The organism is Leisingera thetidis, from assembly GCF_025857195.1.
GTDB classification, from domain to species: domain Bacteria; phylum Pseudomonadota; class Alphaproteobacteria; order Rhodobacterales; family Rhodobacteraceae; genus Leisingera; species Leisingera thetidis.
This window is the reverse complement of sequence record NZ_CP109787.1, coordinates 2,056,520-2,075,860: the sequence shown is the minus strand read 5'-3', so window position 1 is coordinate 2,075,860 and position 19,341 is coordinate 2,056,520. Positions and strand designations below refer to the sequence as shown.

Annotated in this window: 21 protein-coding genes; 11 read left to right on the top strand and 10 right to left on the bottom strand. The window is 64.6% G+C overall.

The window, feature by feature from the left end; genetic code table 11:
• Window positions 1-8 precede the first annotated feature (8 nt).
• Window positions 9-1,646, bottom strand: coding sequence for a phytoene desaturase family protein (locus OKQ63_RS09905; protein ID WP_264213762.1), 1,638 nt, complete (start codon window positions 1,644-1,646; stop codon window positions 9-11).
• A gap of 131 nt (window positions 1,647-1,777) precedes the next feature.
• Between OKQ63_RS09905 and OKQ63_RS09900 the strand changes: the two genes are divergently transcribed.
• From OKQ63_RS09900 to tig, 4 genes are all read left to right on the top strand, one after another.
• Window positions 1,778-2,452, top strand: coding sequence for a TetR family transcriptional regulator C-terminal domain-containing protein (locus OKQ63_RS09900; protein WP_264213761.1), 675 nt, complete (start codon window positions 1,778-1,780; stop codon window positions 2,450-2,452).
• 591 nt (window positions 2,453-3,043) lie between these two features.
• Window positions 3,044-4,168: a porin gene (locus tag OKQ63_RS09895; protein WP_264213760.1), complete on the top strand. Its 1,125-nt coding sequence runs from the start codon at window positions 3,044-3,046 to the stop codon at window positions 4,166-4,168.
• Between the two features lie 370 nt (window positions 4,169-4,538).
• Window positions 4,539-5,657: a porin gene (locus tag OKQ63_RS09890; protein WP_264213759.1), complete on the top strand. Its 1,119-nt coding sequence runs from the start codon at window positions 4,539-4,541 to the stop codon at window positions 5,655-5,657.
• 193 nt (window positions 5,658-5,850) lie between these two features.
• A complete protein-coding gene (tig, locus tag OKQ63_RS09885; RefSeq protein WP_264213758.1) occupies window positions 5,851-7,182 on the top strand; it encodes a trigger factor in 1,332 nt (443 codons plus the stop codon).
• 117 nt (window positions 7,183-7,299) lie between these two features.
• Here tig and OKQ63_RS09880 read toward each other — a convergent pair whose 3' ends face one another.
• The 7 genes from OKQ63_RS09880 to rpsF all read right to left on the bottom strand — a co-directional run bounded on the left by OKQ63_RS09880 (window position 7,300) and on the right by rpsF (window position 11,226).
• Window positions 7,300-7,983, bottom strand: a complete 684-nt coding sequence (locus OKQ63_RS09880) for an HTTM domain-containing protein (RefSeq protein WP_264213757.1) — start codon at window positions 7,981-7,983, stop codon at window positions 7,300-7,302.
• A complete protein-coding gene (locus tag OKQ63_RS09875; protein WP_264213756.1) occupies window positions 7,980-8,426 on the bottom strand; it encodes a hypothetical protein in 447 nt (148 codons plus the stop codon). Before OKQ63_RS09875 ends, OKQ63_RS09880 begins: the two co-directional genes overlap by 4 nt.
• Window positions 8,427-8,582: 156 nt before the next feature.
• On the bottom strand, window positions 8,583-9,053 hold the full coding sequence (locus OKQ63_RS09870; RefSeq protein WP_264213755.1) for a lytic transglycosylase domain-containing protein: 471 nt from the start codon (window positions 9,051-9,053) through the stop codon (window positions 8,583-8,585).
• A gap of 564 nt (window positions 9,054-9,617) precedes the next feature.
• Window positions 9,618-9,809 carry a hypothetical protein gene (locus OKQ63_RS09865; protein WP_264213754.1) on the bottom strand — a complete coding sequence of 64 codons (192 nt, stop codon included), beginning with the start codon at window positions 9,807-9,809 and terminating at the stop codon, window positions 9,618-9,620.
• Between the two features lie 183 nt (window positions 9,810-9,992).
• Window positions 9,993-10,604 (bottom strand): 50S ribosomal protein L9, encoded by a 612-nt coding sequence (gene rplI, locus OKQ63_RS09860; RefSeq protein ID WP_264213753.1) that lies wholly within the window; start codon window positions 10,602-10,604, stop codon window positions 9,993-9,995.
• Between the two features lie 12 nt (window positions 10,605-10,616).
• On the bottom strand, window positions 10,617-10,844 hold the full coding sequence (rpsR, locus tag OKQ63_RS09855) for a 30S ribosomal protein S18 (protein WP_005852865.1): 228 nt from the start codon (window positions 10,842-10,844) through the stop codon (window positions 10,617-10,619).
• Between the two features lie 28 nt (window positions 10,845-10,872).
• Window positions 10,873-11,226, bottom strand: coding sequence for a 30S ribosomal protein S6 (rpsF, locus tag OKQ63_RS09850; RefSeq protein ID WP_264213752.1), 354 nt, complete (start codon window positions 11,224-11,226; stop codon window positions 10,873-10,875).
• Between the two features lie 300 nt (window positions 11,227-11,526).
• On the opposite strand from rpsF, the gene OKQ63_RS09845 reads away from it, so the two are divergent.
• The 3 genes from OKQ63_RS09845 to OKQ63_RS09835 all read left to right on the top strand — a co-directional run bounded on the left by OKQ63_RS09845 (window position 11,527) and on the right by OKQ63_RS09835 (window position 13,296).
• Entirely contained in the window at window positions 11,527-12,060 is a 534-nt protein-coding gene (locus tag OKQ63_RS09845) for a hypothetical protein (protein ID WP_264213751.1), read from the top strand.
• 155 nt (window positions 12,061-12,215) lie between these two features.
• On the top strand, window positions 12,216-12,794 hold the full coding sequence (locus OKQ63_RS09840; protein ID WP_264213750.1) for a YceI family protein: 579 nt from the start codon (window positions 12,216-12,218) through the stop codon (window positions 12,792-12,794).
• A 166-nt stretch (window positions 12,795-12,960) separates the two neighbouring features.
• Window positions 12,961-13,296, top strand: coding sequence for a hypothetical protein (locus OKQ63_RS09835; RefSeq protein ID WP_264213749.1), 336 nt, complete (start codon window positions 12,961-12,963; stop codon window positions 13,294-13,296).
• A gap of 177 nt (window positions 13,297-13,473) precedes the next feature.
• Here OKQ63_RS09835 and OKQ63_RS09830 read toward each other — a convergent pair whose 3' ends face one another.
• Entirely contained in the window at window positions 13,474-14,721 is a 1,248-nt protein-coding gene (locus OKQ63_RS09830) for a cytochrome b/b6 domain-containing protein (RefSeq protein WP_264213748.1), read from the bottom strand.
• 177 nt (window positions 14,722-14,898) lie between these two features.
• On the opposite strand from OKQ63_RS09830, the gene fabD reads away from it, so the two are divergent.
• The 4 genes from fabD to OKQ63_RS09810 all read left to right on the top strand — a co-directional run bounded on the left by fabD (window position 14,899) and on the right by OKQ63_RS09810 (window position 18,267).
• Window positions 14,899-15,831, top strand: coding sequence for an ACP S-malonyltransferase (fabD, locus tag OKQ63_RS09825; RefSeq protein WP_264213747.1), 933 nt, complete (start codon window positions 14,899-14,901; stop codon window positions 15,829-15,831).
• A gap of 57 nt (window positions 15,832-15,888) precedes the next feature.
• Window positions 15,889-16,626: a 3-oxoacyl-ACP reductase FabG gene (gene fabG, locus OKQ63_RS09820; protein WP_264213746.1), complete on the top strand. Its 738-nt coding sequence runs from the start codon at window positions 15,889-15,891 to the stop codon at window positions 16,624-16,626.
• Between the two features lie 420 nt (window positions 16,627-17,046).
• Window positions 17,047-17,280 carry an acyl carrier protein gene (locus OKQ63_RS09815; protein WP_005982462.1) on the top strand — a complete coding sequence of 78 codons (234 nt, stop codon included), beginning with the start codon at window positions 17,047-17,049 and terminating at the stop codon, window positions 17,278-17,280.
• A gap of 243 nt (window positions 17,281-17,523) precedes the next feature.
• Window positions 17,524-18,267, top strand: a complete 744-nt coding sequence (locus OKQ63_RS09810) for a 1-(5-phosphoribosyl)-5-[(5-phosphoribosylamino)methylideneamino]imidazole-4-carboxamide isomerase (protein WP_264213745.1) — start codon at window positions 17,524-17,526, stop codon at window positions 18,265-18,267.
• Between the two features lie 137 nt (window positions 18,268-18,404).
• On the opposite strand, the gene OKQ63_RS09805 is transcribed toward OKQ63_RS09810, so the two are convergent.
• On the bottom strand, window positions 18,405-19,292 hold the full coding sequence (locus tag OKQ63_RS09805) for a PilZ domain-containing protein (RefSeq protein ID WP_264213744.1): 888 nt from the start codon (window positions 19,290-19,292) through the stop codon (window positions 18,405-18,407).
• Window positions 19,293-19,341 lie beyond the last annotated feature (49 nt).

Genomic DNA, 19,341 nt, shown 5'->3' with positions numbered 1-19,341 from the left:
TCTGGTCCTCAGGCCGCATAGCCGGTCATGGCGCCGCCGCGGCCGATATTGCGCAGGATTTCCCGGGCGGCATTGGCGCCCGGCGCCGCCATCACCCCGCCGCCCGGATGGGCGGAAGAGCCGACGATATACATGCCGTTGATGGGGGTGTCGTATTGCGCATAGCCCGGCACCGGGCGGTTGAAGAGCAGCTGGTCGAAAGTCAGCTCGCCCTGGAAGATGTTGCCTTCGGTCAGGCCCACTTCCTGCTCGATGTCCCAGGGCGTGCGGACCTCGGCATGCAGGGTCTTGCTGCGGATGTCGGGGCAGGCCTGCTCCAGCTTGTCGAAGACGCAATCGGCAAAGGCGCCGCGGGTCTGGCCGTTCCAGTTGGTGCCCGCGCGCACCCCGCCCACTTCCAGGTCATAGGGCGCGTACTGCACGAAGACGGTCATCATGTGTTTGCCCGGCGGCGCCATGGTCGGGTCGATCTGGCTGGGGATCAGCATGTCGAAATAGGGATCGGACGACCAGCGGCCCTCCTTCCAGTCGTCATAGGCGCGTTCCAGCTCGTTCAGGCTTTCGGCGCAATGCAGATCGCCGCGCAGAAACGGTGCGCCCTTGGGGGCGGCGGGGAACTCGGGCAGGGCATCCAGCGCGATATTCAGCTTGCCCGAGGAGCCGCGGATCTTGAACCGCTTGACCGCCTTCACGAAGTCGCCGGGCAGGTGCTGCTGGCCGGTATGCTGCAGGAAGGTGCGTTTCACATCCATGTTGGAGGCGACGATGGGCGCGTGGTATTCGTCGCCGTTGTCCAGCGCCACGCCGGTGACCCTGCCATTGTCCACCAGAAACCGGTCGACGCCGGAACCGGTGACAATGGTGCCGCCTGCCTCCTCGAAACAGGCCCCCAATGCGTTGGAGATCGCGCCCATGCCGCCGCGGGCAAACCCCCAGGCCCCGATCGCGCCGTCCACATCGCCCATGTAGTGATGCAGCAGCACATAGGCGGTGCCGGGGGAGTAGACGCCCAGTCCGGTGCCGATGATGCCTGCGCCGGCGATGTGCGCCTTGATCAGATCGCTTTCGAAATGCTCGTCCAGAAAGTCGCCGATCGACATCGACCAGAACCGCAGCGTCTCGCCCAGTTCCTTCTTGCCCAGCCCGTGTGCTTGTTTGATCAGGAACAACAGCTCGCCAATGTCGCGCGGCTTCAGCGAGGTCGGGTCCGGCGCGTTGCGCAGCAGGAAGGGCCGGATGAAACGGCACTGGCGGATCACCGTCTGGCTGAAGCGGTCGTAAGCATCCGCATCATGGGCGCTGTGGCGGGAAATCTCTCTGCGCAGGGCATCATGGTCAGACATATACGCAAAGTAATCCCCATCGCTGCTGAAGCTGGCGCCGCCTTCGTAGGGGATCACCTGCAGCCCGTATTTCGGCAGTTCCAGGTCGCGCACAATCTCGCGCCGCAGCAGCGAGCAGACATAGGAGCAGTTTGAATAAGTCCAGCCTTCATGCAGCGACCGGCTCACTGCCGCACCGCCGATCCAATCGTTCTTTTCCACCACCAGAACCTTCAGCCCGGCCTTGGCAAGGTAGCAGGCCGCGGTAAGCCCGTTGTGCCCGGCGCCGGCCACGATGGCGTCATATCTGTCGTGCTGCCCCATGAGGTTCTCCAGGTTTCGCTGTTGCTGAGTGGAGCCTAGTAGAGAAGATTTTCCGCGTAAAGTTATTTTGAGCGCTCAAATAAAAATAATCGGGCTGACAGGCGCAGCGAATTGTGGAACAAGGAGGAAAATTGAAGTTTGGATTTCTTATGGTGGCATCGCAGGGCAGCGGCAGGAAGCCGCGCAAGGAGCGCAAGGAAAACGCCGACATGCGCCGGCGGCAGATTCTCGATGCAACGCTGAAATCGATTGTCGTCAACGGTCTTGCCAAGACGACGCTGGCCACTGTGGCCAACGAGGCCGGGCTGTCGCAGGGTGTTGCCGTCTTCTACTTCAAGTCCAAGACCGGCATCCTGACCGAGGCGCTGCGGGACCAGTATCAGACCTATGAGGCGCACTGGCAGGCGGCCCTGCAAAAGGCGCCTGAGGACCCCGCGGCCCGTCTGCGCAGGATCATCGAGGCGGATTTCAGCGCAAAGATCTGCAATCCCAGCGCGCTCGCCATCTGGTTTGCCTTCTTTGGAGAGCAGAACTTCGTCCCGCAGTATGCCGAGATCACTGGCGAGTTCGAGGAGAAGAGGTCTCAAATGCTCGCCGAGATCTGCCACAAACTGATGCCGGAGGACCCCGGCAAGGCGGACAGGGCCGGGGGTTGGATTGACTCACTGACCGACGGTTACTGGCAGAAGCTGCACTTGTTCCCGCACATCTACACCCGGGAAGGGGCGCTGGAGCAGACACTGAATTTCCTTCAGACATTGTTCCCGGGCCATGCCGGGGCTTTCCAGGCAAAGGGTGGCAACTAAGCCAGTCAGCAGCCTGGCAGGATTCCTCCGCGTTATCGAGCCACCGCTTGAAATTGCATGGGCTTCGGCCATTTGGCGGCGCTGAGCCTGCTTGCCGCGAAAGGGCGCTTTGTCCGACTGTGCGGTCCTTCGCTCTTCGGAACTGCTGCGCGATCCGCGAACGGCGGCAATGCCAAAGTTGCGCTTTGGCGTTCGGCCAGGCTTGCCGAGACTGATTTTCTCCCTGGTCGGCCTCAGCCGCAACAACTCCGTCAGGACCATGGCAGCATACCGGACAGCCGGAGCGATGAGATCGGGGGCCGGTGCCGAATGGGATCAGGCGAGTGCTGCCCCCGGGGGCAACTCCGGGCGGATGCAGGCTGGGACACCGCGCGGGGGAACGGATCGCTCAGCGCGCCGGCGGGAGTTCCGTTTGCGCCTCTCCTTGCCTGACTGCGGCCAGTCCGCGGCCTGACCGCATGGGGCGGTCGAATATGCCTGGGGCCGGTCAATGATTTCCCCGGTCCCGGCGGGATTATGCTATACTTCGGCCTGGCAGGCGGCGGGCAGCGGCTGCCATGTGTGTTCACCAGTAATCAGATATAGAGGAGGATGGTCGTGAATCGTCTTCTTTCGATCACCGCAATGGCTGCAGCCGGGCTGTGGGCCTTGGGGCAGCCGGCATCAGCCGAATTGAAATATTCCAACAACTCCGGCGGCTATGTCGAAATCTACGGCCAGTTCAACCCGGCCATCATTTCTGTCGATGATGGCCAGCAGACAGAAACGAACCTGCTGGACAATGACTTGTCCCGTTCCCGGGTCGGGCTGCGCCTGATGCAGCCGATCGGCAGCAACACCTTCGGCTTCCGCTTCGAGACCGGGCTGGGCTTCCCGAACTCCACCGAGGTCAGCCAGTTCGGCTCGAACTACAGCGGCTGGACGCGGGCGGACCTGCGGCATGTGGACTTCTGGCTGGAAGGGAACTGGGGCAAGCTGTCTGCCGGGCAGGGCAGCATGGTTGCCGACGGCGCGGCTGAGACCGACCTGTCCTATGTCGGCACGGCGCTTTATTCCTACACCGTTGATGCCAATGCCGGGTTTCTGATCCGTGACACGGCCGGCGCCCTGAGCGGGCCGGCGCTGGCAAACGCCGTTGACAATCTCGACGGATCCCGCCGCGGCCGCATCCGCTATGACACTCCTGATTTCAACGGCTTTTCTGCCGGGGCCGCCTGGGGCAAGAATGTCCTGTCGTCGGCGGATGACGCCGACTATTATGATATCGGCCTGTTCTACGGGCAGGAAATCGGCTCTGCCGCCTTCAATGCCTCTCTGGCCTACCAGGTTCGGGACAACGCGGGTGCCGAGCGGTCGGATGTGCTGGGGGCTGCCTCGGTCCTGTTGGGCAACGGCCTCAGCTTCACTGTTGCGGGCGGCACCAGGGACGATGACGCAGCCGGTGCCAGCGACCCCAGCTATTATTACGCCAAGATCGGTTATGAAAACGAATGGCTCGCCTGGGGCAAGACCGGATTCGGGGTGCATTACTACGACGGCGAGGACTTCAATGTCACCGGTTCCAGCACCAAGGGCTGGGGCATTGGCGCGGTCCAGAAGGTCGAACGCCTCAACACCGATATCTACCTGACCTATCAGGAGTATGAGTATGAGGATGCGGCAGCGTCTTATCAGGATCTGACCACCGTGGTTCTGGGCGCCCGCTGGCGGTTCTGACGGTCCGGTCCAGGGCAGCGGCCGTTGCGCGCTCCGGCCGGCGGGGCGCGTTTTTTTCTGCCGGGGCGGCAGTGGGCCTGTGCAGAATCTGACATTTGGATGCGCAGCAGTGCAGGGTTGCAGCAGGCGCATGGCGCCCCTGTGCGGAACGCCGCGCGATCTGTGATGAATGTCACGTAACTGCCGGTGATTAAGCGGAAATCCGCAGGCGAAAATCCGCCGTAAGCGGAGTTCCGCCCATTTCGCGCCGGCGGTAGGGCGCGCGGATTTCAAGTCTCCGGGGCGGAAAAAATGCCCGGTACTCCATGGCCCAGGCAGCGGTCTCAGGGATGGAGAGGCACGCTGCTGATGGAACAGGAGACTCAGGAAAATGAGCACGAAATTTGCCGTTCGCGCAGGCGCCGCCTCGCTGGCCGCCGCTCTGGCAGCCCCGGCTTTTGCGGGACCCGCGTACACCACCGACAACGGCGGCAGCTTCCGCTGGTACGGACAGTTCAACCCGGCCTTCCAGTCGTTCGATGACGGCCAGGAAGACTTCAACCGCCTGACCGACAACGCCGCGTCGAACTCGCGGATCGGCTTCTGGCTGGAGCAGGCCTATGGCGAAAACACCCTGCGCTTCAACTTCGAGACCGCTTTCGGGTTCCGGTCCTCGGACGGGGTCAGCCAGCTGACCACCGGCGACAACGTCAGCTGGGACCGCACCAACATCCGCCACGTCGACTTCCAGTTCGACACCGCCCGCTACGGCCGGTTCTCGGCAGGCCAGGGCTCGATGGCAACCGACGGCATCACCGGCGCGGATTTCTCGGGCACCGGCCTCGGCGCTTCCAACGCGGTGGCGGATTCCGCCGGCGGCTATGCCTTCCGCACCAGCGCGGGCGCTCTCAGCGGGATCGATATCAGCGATGCCTTCACCGATCTGGACGGCAGCCGTCTGGGCCGTATCCGTTACGACACGCCGGAGCTTGCAGGCTTTACCCTGTCGACCTCCTACGGCACCGATGTCCTGAAGGATGCGAATGACCGCGAAAGCTACGATGTGGCCGTGCGTTGGGCCAATGACGATGCTGCGGCCTTTGCGGTCGATGCCGGCATCGGCGCGTCCTGGACCGAAGAAACCGGCGAGCCCGACCAGCGCGATGTCTCCGGCTCCTTCGCAGTGCTGCACAAGGCAACCGGCCTGTCGCTGAACGTGGCTGCGGGCGAACGCGACATTGCAGGCACCTATGCCTATGCCAAGCTGGGCTACAAGACAGACCTGATTGCTGCGGGCTCCACCGCGTTTTCGGTCGACTACTACGATGGCTCGGACATGGTAACCGCTGGCGACAGTGCCGAGTCCTGGGGTGTGGCCGCAGTTCAGAATATCGACGCTCTGAACGTCGAGGCCTACCTCGCCTACCGCGACTACTCCTATGCGGACACCAGCGCCACCGCCTATCAGGACGCCAATGTGATCCTGGCCGGCGCCCGCTGGAAGTTCTGAAACCATTCCCTCGGATCCAGAACGGAAACACGCCCCTTTGCGGGCGTGTTTTTCGTTTGCGGCCTTGGAAATCCGCGCGATTGCGCAGGAATGGGGCAATGCCTCTTGCGCCGGGGCGCCGGGGGAAATAGAAGACCGCAAATTGTCTGGGGGCGCCTGCGCGCACGCGCCCCGAATCTCTATGGGGTATAGGATGCAGGTCACCGAGACGCTGAACGAAGGTCTGAAACGCGGCTACGCCATCACCGTCACGGCTGCCGAGCTGGACGAGAAGGTCAACGAAAAGCTCGTCGAAGCGCAGCCGGAAGTCGAAATGAAGGGTTTCCGCAAGGGCAAGGTTCCGATGGCGCTGCTGAAAAAGCAGTTCGGCCAGCGCCTGATGGGCGAAGCCATGCAGGAAGCCGTCGACGGCGCCATGAACAAGCATTTCGAGGACAGCGGCGACCGTCCGGCGCTGCAGCCCGACGTGAAGATGACCAACGAAGACTGGAAAGAAGGCGACGACGTCAACGTCGAGATGTCCTATGAGGCACTGCCGGAAATCCCCGAGGTCGACTTCTCCGGCGTCGAGCTGGAAAAGCTGGTGGTGAAGGCTGAAGAAGAAGCCGTCACCGAGGCGCTGGCCAACCTGGCGGAAACCGCGCAGGAATTCGAAGCCCGCGAAGACGGTGCTGCTGCGGAAGACGGCGACCAGGTCGTGATCGACTTTGTCGGCAAGATCGACGGCGAAGCCTTTGACGGCGGCGCAGGCGACGACTACCCGCTGACCCTGGGCTCCAACTCCTTCATCCCCGGCTTCGAAGAGCAGCTGGTCGGCACCAAAGCCGGTGAAGAAAAAGACGTGACCGTGTCCTTCCCCGAGGAATACGGCGCCGAGCACCTGGCCGGCAAAGAGGCCGTGTTCTCCTGCACCGTCAAGGAAGTCAAAGCCCCGAAAGCGGCTGAGATCGATGACGAGCTGGCCAAGAAATTCGGTGCCGACGACCTGGACGCGCTGAAAGCGCAGATCACCGAGCGCCTGGAAGCCGAATACGCCGGCGCCGCCCGCGCGGTGATGAAGCGTGCGCTGCTGGACAAGCTGGATACCCTGGTCTCCTTCGACCTGCCGCCGTCGCTGGTGGAAGCGGAATCCAAGCAGATCGCGCATCAGCTGTGGCACGAGGAAAACCCGGAAGTGGAAGGCCACGACCACGGCGAGATCGAAGCCACCGACGAGCACACCAAGCTGGCCGAGCGCCGCGTGCGCCTGGGCCTGCTGCTGGCCGAGCTGGGCCAGAAAGCCGAAGTCGAAGTGACCGACGCCGAAATGACCCAGGCAATCATGCAGCAAGCCCGCCAGTACCCGGGCCAGGAGCGCCAGTTCTTCGAGTTCATCCAGCAGAACGCCCAGATGCAGCAGCAGCTGCGCGCGCCGATCTTTGAAGACAAAGTTGTCGACCACATCGTTGGCCAGGCCAAAGTCACCGAGAAAGAGATCTCCAAGGACGAGCTGCAGAAAGCTGTCGAGGCGCTGGACGAGGAATAATCCCCGCCGCTGCCGAAGTTACGGAAAGGCCGCCCGCAGGGCGGCCTTTTTTGCTGCCGGCCCCGGCCGCCGGATCCTGAAAGAGACTCAGCGGGGCGGCCGGCCCCGGCGGCGTGTTCAGAACACCACCCGCTCCTGCAGCCACAGGAGGGAGGGGTAGGCCGCCAGCCAGATCCAGAAGAACCGGTTCAGCCCGAACACGCAGGCATTGGCAAGATGGAACAGCGCCGCGGTGAACAGAGCCAGGATCAGCGCCTCGCGGCTGAAAAGCGCCAGCGGAAACAGCACCTCGAACAGCATGACGGCCCAGCCCGACATCCACAGCAAACGCGGGCGGTCAGCAAAGGTGCGCAGCTCTTCGCTGACCGGGTAGGCCGAGAAGCGGAACACATCCTGCAGCGCCCGGCCGGAGCGCCATTCGGGGTTCACGATCTTGACCTGGCCGGAGATGAAATAGCAGATCACCAGCTGCCCGGCGAGATAGGCAAAGGCATACTCCTGCCACTGTTCGGACGGCAGCCAGCGGGCCGCGGCCAGGCAGCTGAGCACCAGCAGGCTCATCTTGTCGCTGCCGCCGTTGTAGGGGCCCTGAAAGCGCCGCAGGATCAGGAGCCCGAGGACCGCCAGCCCCAGCAGCACCCAGGGCGTGGCAATCCCGAACAGCAGCAGCCCGGCCAGCAGCAGGCGGGGCACATGCAGGATCTGCTCGTCCCGGAAGCCCGCCAGATGCTCGGCGCTTTGCTGCAGGAAGGCAAGCGCCAGCAGCACCTCGGTTGCGCGCAAGGCCAGCTCCAGGCTCATGCTGCGTCCTGTGCGGCCATCAGCTGCGGTTCTGATTGATAGGTGACAGCCTTGATCAGCGCCCCGTTCTCATCGCGGTCGATGAAGACGAGGCGGAACCGCAGGTAAGGCAGCCGGGCGCCCGGCGGCAGCGCGCGTTCCAGTTCGGCGGCGATCCTGCGCAGGATTTCCTGCAGGCTGTGGTCCGCAGGGTTCAGCGTCAGACGTTCGGCGCAGCTGACCAGGAACAGGCTTTCGTTCCAGCGCGGGTTCCACAGCATCCGCTGCGCCATGTCCAGCGGCGTCAGACGCTGCGGGCGCGGGCGGAACTCCTGCCATTGGACCGCCGCGCTGCCGGCACTGGCCGTCATGGCCCATTCAACCCGCGGCGACGGATCAACAGACTTGAAGAAACGCCAGGAAGGCATCAGCGCGGGCAGCAGCAGGTTCAACAGGCTCAGCATGGCGCCAGTAAAGCGCAGGACCGTTAGAATTCTGCTAAAATCCCGGCGGACCTGGCCCGGAAGGCCCCCGCCCGCCCTCGGCGCCGTCCTCGGGAAAGAGGAGCGGCCCGCCGGGCCGGGCTGCGCCGCTGCGGGGCGCGGCTGCCGCTCAGGCGGTCAGTGCCGCAGGCCGGTCTCCTGGAGCATGCCGCGGCGCTTAGCCTCGTAATAATAGCCGCGGGAATAATGCTTGACGGCCTGGTCCTGGCTTCCGTCGGAAATCAGCCAGGCGCCGCGCAGGTATTTCACCGCAAACTGCAGATTGGTATCGGCATCGAGCAGCTCCTTGGGTTTGCCATCGAAGCCCATCGAACGGGCGGTGGCGGGCAGGATCTGCATCAGCCCGTAATAGGGGCGGTTCACCGCATAGGGCCGGTGGGTGCTCTCGCGTATGACCAGCCGGTGCACCAGGCTGCGCGGCACTTCGTAGTGGTCGGCCCAGTAGTTGATCCGCTGCCGCAGTTCCGGCGTTTCATTGGGGTAGAGCGGCGGATTGTGCTTTGCCACCGCTGGGGGTGACGCGGTGGTTGAGCAGGCAGCCAGAACTGCGGCTGCGAAAAATAAGATCAGAGTTGTCCGGCGCGGCATGCGGCCTCCGAAAGTGGTTTCACGGCGGCAGCCTAGCTGCAATGCGGCCAGCTGCAATGCGCTCCGTTCCGCAGCTTTCGGGAACCGGCAGGGAACCGCCAGCCGCCGCGGGGGTTTCCGCCTGTGACAGGCGGTTCCGGGGGCTTTCGGCCGGTGCCGGCCATGTGATTCAAACTTTACGCATTAGGCAATTGTTTAGTATGTCATTCCACTACATGTTGGGGCTGCGCATTGAGGCAGAACAACCCTCAGGGCAGTTTGCCCCTCACGCCTGTGGGGCAGCTGACCATGTCGGGCAGAGGGGGCCGCGGCTGTTTCCCAAATTTCGCGGTCCCCATAACTGTCTTCTGCCGATGGCCGGCAGCTGGCCGCCAGCCTTGCCCTCCGCAGGCGCGACGGCCGAATCCGCTTTGCACGCCATCAGAATGGCGCGGGTGGAAACGGCACCTGAAAACACCCGGGGACGCATCGCCTGGCGTCTTTCCGAAACCCTTCCGGGCGGCAGTGCATCCCCGCCGGTGGCAGCAGGCGGGATGCGGATTTCGGGCGGTATGCCCGGTGCAATCAGGCGGTTTTCTGCGTGTTCCGGCGCGGCGGTTTGAACAGGCTGTCGCCGGGCGCGATCAATCCCTTTGGCACCGGATCGGAAATCGCCTCAGTGCTGAAGGCCGGGCGGTCGAACCTTTGGCCGCGCAGCAGACGGAACAGCAGCCGCCGGCGCAATGCCAGCTCCTCGCGCTCCAATGCATCTTGCATCGCACATCCCCTTGTACTTCGTACTTCTCCCGCGCTCATCCTGGCAGATGCGGACAAACAGGAGGTTTACGGGGGGATACCCATGTTCCTACAACTTAGATCATCTTTTCAAACTGTTAAGCCGGAAAAGAAAAGGCCGCCCGAAGATGGCGGCCTTTTCCGATCTTTTCCGGTCCAGAAGGATCAGTTGTTTTCTTCGCCAGCGGCCTCGGCAGCCGGTGCCTCGTCGTCGTCGGACGCTGCGGAGCCGATGTCGTCGAACAGTTCGGCGATCTCGTATTCAGCAGCGGCTTCCTCTTCGGCGGCCAGCTCCTGGATCGATTTGCCGGATGCCTGCAGTTCGGCTTCTTCAACCGAGCGGGCAACGTTCAGATTGATGACGGCTTCGACTTCCGGGTGCAGTTTCACGGAGACCGAGTGCAGGCCGAGGTACTTGATCGGAGCGATCAGGGCGACCTGTTTCTTGTCGACGGTGAAACCGTCCGCGGTTGCGGCCTCGGCGGCGTCGCGCGGGGTGACCGAGCCGTACAGCGCGCCCGCGTCCGATGCGGAGCGAATCACGACGAACTGCTGGCCGTCCAGTTTCGCGGACAGAGCCTCGGCCTCTTTCTTGGTTTCCAGGTTGCGCGCTTCCAGCTGCGCTTTCTGGTCCTCAAAGGCGGCGATGTTGGCGTCGGAGGCGGTCTTTGCCTTGCCCTGCGGCAGCAGGAAGTTGCGGGCGAACCCGGGCTTCACGTCGACGACGTCGCCCATCTGGCCCAGCTTTGCAACGCGCTCAAGAAGGATAACTTGCATCTGCCTATCTCCTTACTTCACGGCGTAGGGCAGCAGGGCGAGGAAGCGGGCGCGCTTGATAGCACGGGCCAGTTCACGCTGCTTCTTGGCCGAAACTGCGGTGATGCGCGACGGCACGATCTTGCCGCGCTCAGAGATGTAGCGCTGCAGAAGACGGGTGTCTTTGTAATCGATTGCCGGTGCGTTGTCGCCCGAGAAGGGGCACACTTTGCGGCGGCGGAAAAACGGTTTGGCTGCCATGATTTAGCGTCCTTTTCTCAAGCTACGATCAGCGGCGCTCGCGACGGGTGTCGCGTTCGTCGCGCTTCTGCATCTGGACCGAAGGGCCCTCGGCGTGCTCGTCGACCTTGATGGTCAGGACGCGCATCACGTCGTCGTGCAGACGCATCAGGCGCTCCATTTCCTGAACGGCGGACGCGGGCGCGTCGGTCTTCAGGAAGGAATAGTGGCCCTTGCGGTTCTTGTTGATCTTGTAGGCCATCGTCTTGACGCCCCAGTACTCCTGATCGACCAGCTTGCCGCCGTTGTCGGACAGAACAGCACCGAAGTGTTCGATGAGGCCTTCAGCTTGCGAGTTGGACAGGTCCTGACGCGCAATCATGACATGCTCATAGAGTGGCATGCGAACTCCTGTTTGTGTCTAGGCGCATTTCATAGACCGGGCATCATTGCTTCCGCTGCCTGGTCACGAGAGGCTGCGCGGATCGGAAATGCCGCGGAAGCAGGGCCTCCTATACAGGCTGAGGCTGAAAGAGCAAGGCAAAAGGCGGCGGCTGCGCGGGCAGCGGGCGCCGCGGCATTTCCGCAAGCCCGCCGCATTGATGCCCCAATGCAGGACTTCACTTCTTAATGGGATCTTAACGCGGACAGAAGCCGCAATGCCGGGTTCTCCGGCAGGGTCAGATTGGGAAAGGGCAGTCGAATGGCAGTGACAGATCAGAACCCGCCGCTGGTTTCCAAGGCGCCAGGCTCCAGTGCGCTCGGCGCGATTGCCGGCGCGGTGCCGCTGAGCCTGCGGCTGGAGGCGAACTGGAAGCTGCGGATTGTTGTGCTGCGCCTGCTGGGGGTGGCGATGATCCTCAGCTCCACCGGGCTGTGGCTGGTGCCCGGGGCCGGGGCGGACCCGGAGATGAACCTGATCCGGATGGGGGTGTCCATTGCCTTCCTGCTGGGCGGCCTGGTGCTGATGACGGCACATCAGCCCGGCAGCGGGCCGGAGGCCTGCTTTGATCCGGTGCGCCGGGAGCTGCGGGTTCTGCAGCGCGACAGCCGCGGCCGGCCGCGCACCGTCCTGCGCCGCAGCTATGACACCCTCGGCGGGGCCCGGCTGACCGCGTCCGCCGTGCAGATGCTGGAAACCGATGGCAGCCTGCTGATCGAGCTGCCCATCGGCTCCGCCGAGATGCGCAGCCATCTGCGCGACCAGCTCAGCGGCGCCGTGCGGATCCTCACCTGACTTCCAATCACATTCGCGCGAGGCGCGCCCGGCTGCCAGCCAGCCGGGTTTTGTGTTCGCGTGTTCACAGATAGTGTGGGTTTTTGCGGGCTTCCCAATCGGGGGGCAAACGCCACATCTGTTGCCACAAGATCAATTCAGACGGAGCCTTCCCCATGAAAAAGACCCTGCTTGCCGCCGCCCTGGCCGCTGCCGCTGCAACCGGTGCCGCTGCTGCCCCGGAAAAATATGTCCTGGATGCCGGCCACAGCCAGATCCTGTTCGATTACAACCACCTCGGCTATTCGACCACCTACGGCCTGTTTGCGGGCTTCGAGGGCGAGATCATGTTCGACCAGGAGGAGCCGTCCAACTCCAGCGTTTCGGTGTCGATGCCGCTCAGCAGCATGTTCACCGGCTGGCAGGCGCGGTTCGACCACCTGATGACCAAGGATTTCTTCGACGCCACCGAGGATGAGACCGTCAGCTTCACCTCCACCGCGATCGAGGTGACCGGCGAGGACACCGCCAGGATCACCGGCGACCTGAGCCTCAACGGCGTGACCAAATCGGTGGTGCTGGACGCCAAGCTGAACAAGGCCGGCGAGCACCCGATGGCGAAAAAGCCCTGGGCCGGCTTCGACGCCACCACCACCGTGCTGCGCTCCGACTACAACCTGGGCCAGTTCGCGCCCTTCGTCAGCGACGAAGTGAACATCAACATCTCCGTCGAGGCGATGAAGGCCGACAGCTGACACCGGTCCGAAGATCTGAATGGCATGCCGCCGGCTCTCAGGGCCGGCGGCTTTTTCATGCGCCGCCGCTGCGCTCCCCAAAGCGTGACAGGAGTTCATTGGCGTTTTGCGCTTCGGCGCAGCATCATGGCGCCGGCCTCTCCGGCCACCTCGGAAAGGAGGCACCATGATCCGCTTCGGCCATATTACCTCTGCCGCCGCGGCCCTGGCCCTTGCCGCAAACCTGGCTTTTGCGCCGCCTGCGGCTGCCCATGATTCCAATGCAGACGCGGCGCGGGCCATTGCCGGCATTGTCGCGCTCGGCATCATTCTCAAGAGTCTGGACAACGACCGGGACCGCCACCGCGGCCGCGTCCATTACCACCAGCCGCGCAGGGACTATTACTACCAGCCCAGAAAGCACTACGGCAACCACGGCTACCGCCGCCATCATGCCGGGCGCGACCGGCACCATCTGCGCCAGCGCGGCGGCCACCGCTACCGCCAGGGCTACCGCTACTGACAGGGGCGGGCGGCAGTGACGGGCAGGCCCGCACGGGCCGCCCGCGGGACATATGCACTGCAGGCTGAGCTGCGGACCCGGCACCGGTCCGCGGCGTCCGGCTGCGGCAGCCCGGCGGGCAAAAAAGCCCCGGCGCGCAGCCGGGGCTCTTTCTTAACGGGCAGGCGCGGGGCCGGATCACTCGGCCCGGCGCGCCTCCAGCGCCACCGGCACCTCCACCGCAAACGCCAGCGAGCTTTCATCCGCCAGACTCTTGCCGATGCCGAAATCCAGCCGGTTCAGGGTCAGCGCGCCGGTCATTTTCGCGCGGTCCCCCTCCAGCTCCAGGTCAAAGGGCAGGGTGACGGGCACGGTCTGGTCCTTGATGGTCAGGGTGCCCGCCGCCTGATAGCCGTCTTCCAGCTTTTCGATCTCCGCCTTGAACAGCGCGGTGGGGAAATTGGCGCTGTCGAAATAATCCGCACCCATCGCCTGCGCCGTCACCGAGCCCAGTTCCAGCGAGGCGATCGAGACCGTCACCTCGACATCCCCGGCCGGCCCCGGCGCTGCGGGCTCTTCAAAGTTTACCACCGCGGTCCATTCGCCGAAGCTGCCCGCAACCTGGCTGCCCATCTGGGTCACCGCAAGGCCCAGGGTGCCCGAGTCCACGGTCCAGCCGGTGGCCCCGGGGACGGTGGCGACCACCGGGGCGGCGGTGCCGCCGGCCTGCTCAGGCGCGGCCTCGCGGCTGCCGAACACGCCGATGGCCGCGCCGCCGCCCAGCGCGCCGGCCCAGACCAGCAGCGCCGCGAGCAGCGGCGCCAGGCTGTGCGCCTGCGCCGGCGGCTGCGGCAGCCGGCCGCGGCCCGGCAGCATCCTCCGCAGGGTGGCGTCACGGTCGATCACATGGTGCTTCAGCGCGCCGGCGGCATGCAGGCCCAGCGCCGCCGCCAAGGTCCAGACCAGCACCCAGTGCACCCCCGCGGTCAGCTCGGCCAGGGCTTCGGATTTCGGCACAAACGGCAGGGTCTGTCCGAACGGCCACCAGATCGGCGCAAAGCCGGTGGTGGCGGCATGGTGGATCCAGCCGCTCAGCGGCACCGCCACCAGCGAGCCGTACAGCAGCCAGTGCACCACCTCCGCCGCCAGCGCCTCGGCCTTGCGGTCCGGGTGCAGCAGGCCGGGCTTGGGCTGGCTCAGCGCCCAGAGAATGCGCAGCAGCGCGGTAAAGAACACGGTGACGCCCAGCGTCTTGTGCAGCGAGAAGAGCAGCGTGGCGCGTTCGATCACCGCCGGGCTGCCGTCGAAACCGGGGCTCTGGATCTGATGCGCCAGCCCGTTGGCGACATAGCCCAGCGGAAAGGCCGAGAAGATCAGCAGCGCGGTCAGCCAGTGGAAGGTCTTGGCGACGCTGCCGTAAGAGGAAAACGTGTTGGCACGGGACATGGGGCGGCATTTCCTGGTCAGTTTCCGGTTGTCCTATACCTAGCGAAGGCAGGCGCCGATGCAACGCACGCCTCTGTCATTGCGCGCACAGCTTTGGTGCGCAAAGTGCGGCTTTGCTTGTACGCAGGGGAAAGGGCCGCTAAATCAGGCCAAACGCTAAAACAGACGAGGTCTTCAATGACGATCGCATTCGTGTTTCCGGGGCAGGGTGCCCAGACCATCGGCATGGGCAAGGCTCTGGCCGACGCCTATCCGGCTGCCAGGGCCATCTTTGACGAGGTCGATGACGCCCTGGGCGAAAAGCTGAGCCAGCTGGTCTGGGAAGGGGACATCGAAACCCTGACGCTGACCCAGAACGCCCAGCCGGCACTGATGGCCGCCTCGATGGCGGCGATGCGGGCGCTGGAGGCCGAAGGCATCACCATCGGCAAGGCGGCCTGCGTGGCCGGCCACAGTCTCGGCGAATACTCCGCGCTGGCCGCGGCCGGGGCGATTTCGGTGGCCGATACCGCCCGCCTGCTGCGCACCCGCGGACTGGCGATGCAAAGCGCGGTGCCGGTGGGCCAGGGCGCGATGGCCGCGATCCTCGGCCTTGATCTGGACGCCGTGCGCGCGGTGGCGGACGAAGCCGCCCAGGGCGATGTCTGCCAGGCCGCCAACGACAACGACCCGACCCAGGTGGTGGTCTCCGGCACCAAGGCCGCGGTTGAGCGCGCCGCGGACATCGCCAAGGACAAGGGCGCCAAGCGCGCGGTGATGCTGCCGGTGTCCGCCCCCTTCCACTGCGCCCTGATGCAGCCCGCCGCCGATGCCATGGCCGAGGCGCTGGCAGGTGTGGAGATCTCCTCCCCGGCGGTGCCGCTGATCGCCAACGTGCGCGCCGATGCCGTCACCAGCCCGGACGAGATCCGCGCCCTGCTGGTCGAGCAGGTCACCGGCTCCGTGCGCTGGCGCGAAAGCGTGCAGGCGATGGCCGCCAGGGGCGTCACCGACTTCTGGGAAATCGGCGCGGGCAAGGCGCTGTCGGGCATGATCCGCAAGATCGACCGGGCGCTGGCCTGCCGCCAGATCGGCACCCCTGACGACGCCAAGGCCGCTTCCGAGGCATAATCCGATTTTCCCGGTGCGGCGCTGCTGCGCCGGGGTTCAGACATAAGGGACAAAAACATGTTTGATTTGACTGGCAAGAATGCGCTCGTGACCGGCGCATCCGGCGGCATCGGCGGCGACATCGCCCGCGCGCTCCACGCGGCCGGCGCCACCGTGGCGCTGTCCGGCACCCGCGAGGCGCCGCTGCAGGAACTGGCCGCGGAACTGGGCGAACGCGCCCATGTGCTGCCCTGCAACCTGTCCGACGCCGAAGCCGTCGAGGCGCTGCCGAAACAGGCGGCCGAGGCGATGGGCTCGGTGGATATCCTGGTCAACAACGCGGGCATCACCCGCGACAACCTGTTCATGCGGATGAAGGACGAGGAATGGCAGAGCGTGCTGGACGTGAACCTCACCTCGACCATGCGGCTGTGCCGCGGCGTGCTGCGCGGCATGATGAAGGCGCGCTGGGGCCGGATCATCAACATCTCCTCGATTGTGGGCTCCACCGGCAACCCCGGCCAGGGCAACTATGCCGCCTCCAAGGCCGGCATGGTCGGCATGTCGAAATCGCTGGCCTATGAGGTCGCCAACCGCGGCATCACCGTGAACGCGGTGGCGCCGGGCTTCATCGCCACCGCGATGACCGACAAGCTGAACGACAATCAGAAAGACGCGATCCTGAGCCAGATTCCGGCCGGCCGCATGGGGGAATCGAAGGAGATCGCCTCCGCTGTCCTGTATCTGGCCAGCCAGGAAGCGGGCTATGTCACCGGCACCACGCTGCATGTGAACGGCGGCATGGCCATGATCTGAGCACGGCGGCAGGCCGGGGCCGGCAAATCCCTGCAGCTTGCCTGCAGGGCGGTTTCCCGGCCCGGGCCCCGGCGGCGAAGCCCGGGAAGCCGGTCATCTATCGCAGCCAAGCGTTTGAAAAACGGCGGATTTGCCAAAAATTATGCGCCGCTCCCTTGCAAGGACTTGATTGCGGGGCCATCTGCACGCTTCATAGCTGGCGGATGCGGACTGCCCCGGCGGCTGTGACCAAGCGAAACCGTTTGCCTTGGCCGCGGTCTATGCTATAGGCGGCCCATATCCGCGCTGGTATTTCCTAATGGAAACGCCGCACTGTCCCCGCCCGGCGGGGATCACACCGCCCGCTCCGGGCACCAACCACGCCGCCCGCACGGGCAAGGGCAGAACCGGGCAGAGTGCCCTTAAAGACGAGGAAGAGACATGAGCGACGTCGCAGACCGCGTAAAGAAGATCGTTGTTGAGCACCTGGGTGTTGAAGAGGACAAGGTCACCGAAAACGCCTCCTTCATCGACGATCTGGGCGCAGACAGCCTGGACACCGTGGAACTGGTGATGGCGTTTGAAGAAGAGTTCGGCATCGAGATCCCGGACGACGCAGCCGAAACCATCCAGACCTTCGGCGATGCAGTCAAGTTCATCTCCGAAGCGTCCTGAACACCGCTTCCGGGGAACCGGACCAGACGGCGTCTTCCCATCGGGGAAGGCGCCGTTTTCTTTTGTCCGGCGGGTCCCGATTCCTTTTTGTCCGCGGCCGCCGGGAGGGCGCGTGTTTGCGCTATCGCGCCGTGCCCCCTGCACGCCGCAATTGTTCCGTAAATCGTTGCGATACGGCGTATCGCGCCGGGCGATCCGTGCTAAGATTTCCTCAAGAGGCAAAAAAACAGAGGAGATAGGCAAATGATGATTTACCCCACGATGGAGATTCAGAACGGCCGCTGCGTGACCCTCGAAAAAGGCCGCCTTGACGAGCCGCAGATCTGGCATGTGGACCCGGTTGAGACCGCCAAGGGCTTTGCCGCGGCAGGGGCGGAATGGATGCACCTGACCGACTTCAACGCCATTGAGGGCGACCACAGAAACGAGGAGCTGGTCTGCCGCATCATTCGCGGCGCAGGCATTCCGGTGCAGCTGGGCGGCGGCATGCGCTCCCGCGAGCATGTCGAGCATTGGATCGACAGGGGCGCGGGGCGCGTCGTGATCGGCACTCTGGCGGCGCGCGATCCGCACCTGGTCAAGGATCTGATCAACCACCATCCGGATCAGATTGTTCTGTCGGTCGACGTCTATGAGGGCCAGGTCATGACTGATGGCTGGCGCCACGCCGGGGCGATTTCGCCGGAAGATTTCATCGCCGCCTTCGATTCCCTGCCGATGGCGGGAATCATCGTCACCGATATCGACAGCGACATGACCGACCTCGAAGCACAGCTGGGCCTGATTTCCTCGCTGGCCAAGAAGTCACGGACACCGGTGATCGCCAACGGTGTGGTGCGCAATGCCGATGACATCTCGCGGCTGAAATACATCTACAACATTTCCGGCGCGATGGTGGGCCGGGCGCTGTACCGCAAAACCCTGACGGTGGAGAAAGCGCTGGCAGTGGCCCGTCCGGAACCGGAACAGGTGGCTGAGTTTCAGTAGCCTGGCCGGGCGGCACCGCAAGAGCCAAACAGCATGATGCCGGGCTGTCCTGCAGCAGGACGGCCCGGTGTTCCGCAGGTCGGCCGGCGGCCAGCCGGCTGCCACCCGTCCGCGGAGCGCCGCGCGGCCCGCCGGAGCTAGGCGCCGAGCCGGGGCGGCAGCGGCACCTCCCTGACGCCGGGATCGTCATCCTCCATTGGAAAGGCTTCCAGCAGCCGGTGCAATTGCAGGAAGTTGAAATCCTTTGCAAACTGCACGCCGATGTAATCCGCCGTCTGCCAGCGGATCTGCGCCGCCACGGTATGGCCGCCGAAGCGGAGGCTGACCCGGCCGGACACCACCAGGGGAACGTCGGGGTGCACCTTGGCTCCGGCCCGGCTCAGATCGACCAGGCGGCCCTGCAGCGTGCGGGAGCCGGCTTGCAGTTGGCAGGGAACCGAGCAGGGGTAGCGTTTGGTGCGGCGGATCCTGCGGATGCCGATCCGGTCGAGAAAATACAGGATGCTGCCGCCCAGCACCAGAAACGATATCCAGGCAATGCCGGCATGGATGATCTGCTGCCGCTGGTGCGCATCGGACGCCGCCACGGCGACCAGCTTGCTGCCGTACCCGTCCTCCTTGACCTGGTCGCAAGGCAGCGCCTCGACCTTGATTCCGACCTCCGCAGCCAGGTCCTGTACCCCCAGATGACGGGCGTTTTCGAGGGCGGCAGCACGCCCCTGGCTGGCGAGAATCTGCAGAAGCACCGTCTGCTTCTGCAGCAGTTCCAGCGCGCCGGCCTCCACCGATTGGATGCCGACCGCCCGCATCCGCTGGCGCAGCGGAGCAGGCGGGTTGGTGCTGATCCAGTTCTTCAGATCCTGAACGTGGTAGGCGCCCTGACCGGAGCTGAGGTAGGACAGAAAGCCCTTGGAGGCGCGGTGCAGGTTTGACAGGTCCTGATGCACGGGGCAGCCGGCGCCGGCCCGGCCCGGCGACAGGCCGGCCATCAGCAGGAGTGCAGCTATCGAAAGCCATTTTCTCATGGCGGGGTCGTTCCTTAAATCCTTCCAGGCTGAAGTGTGGCGCAAAGAA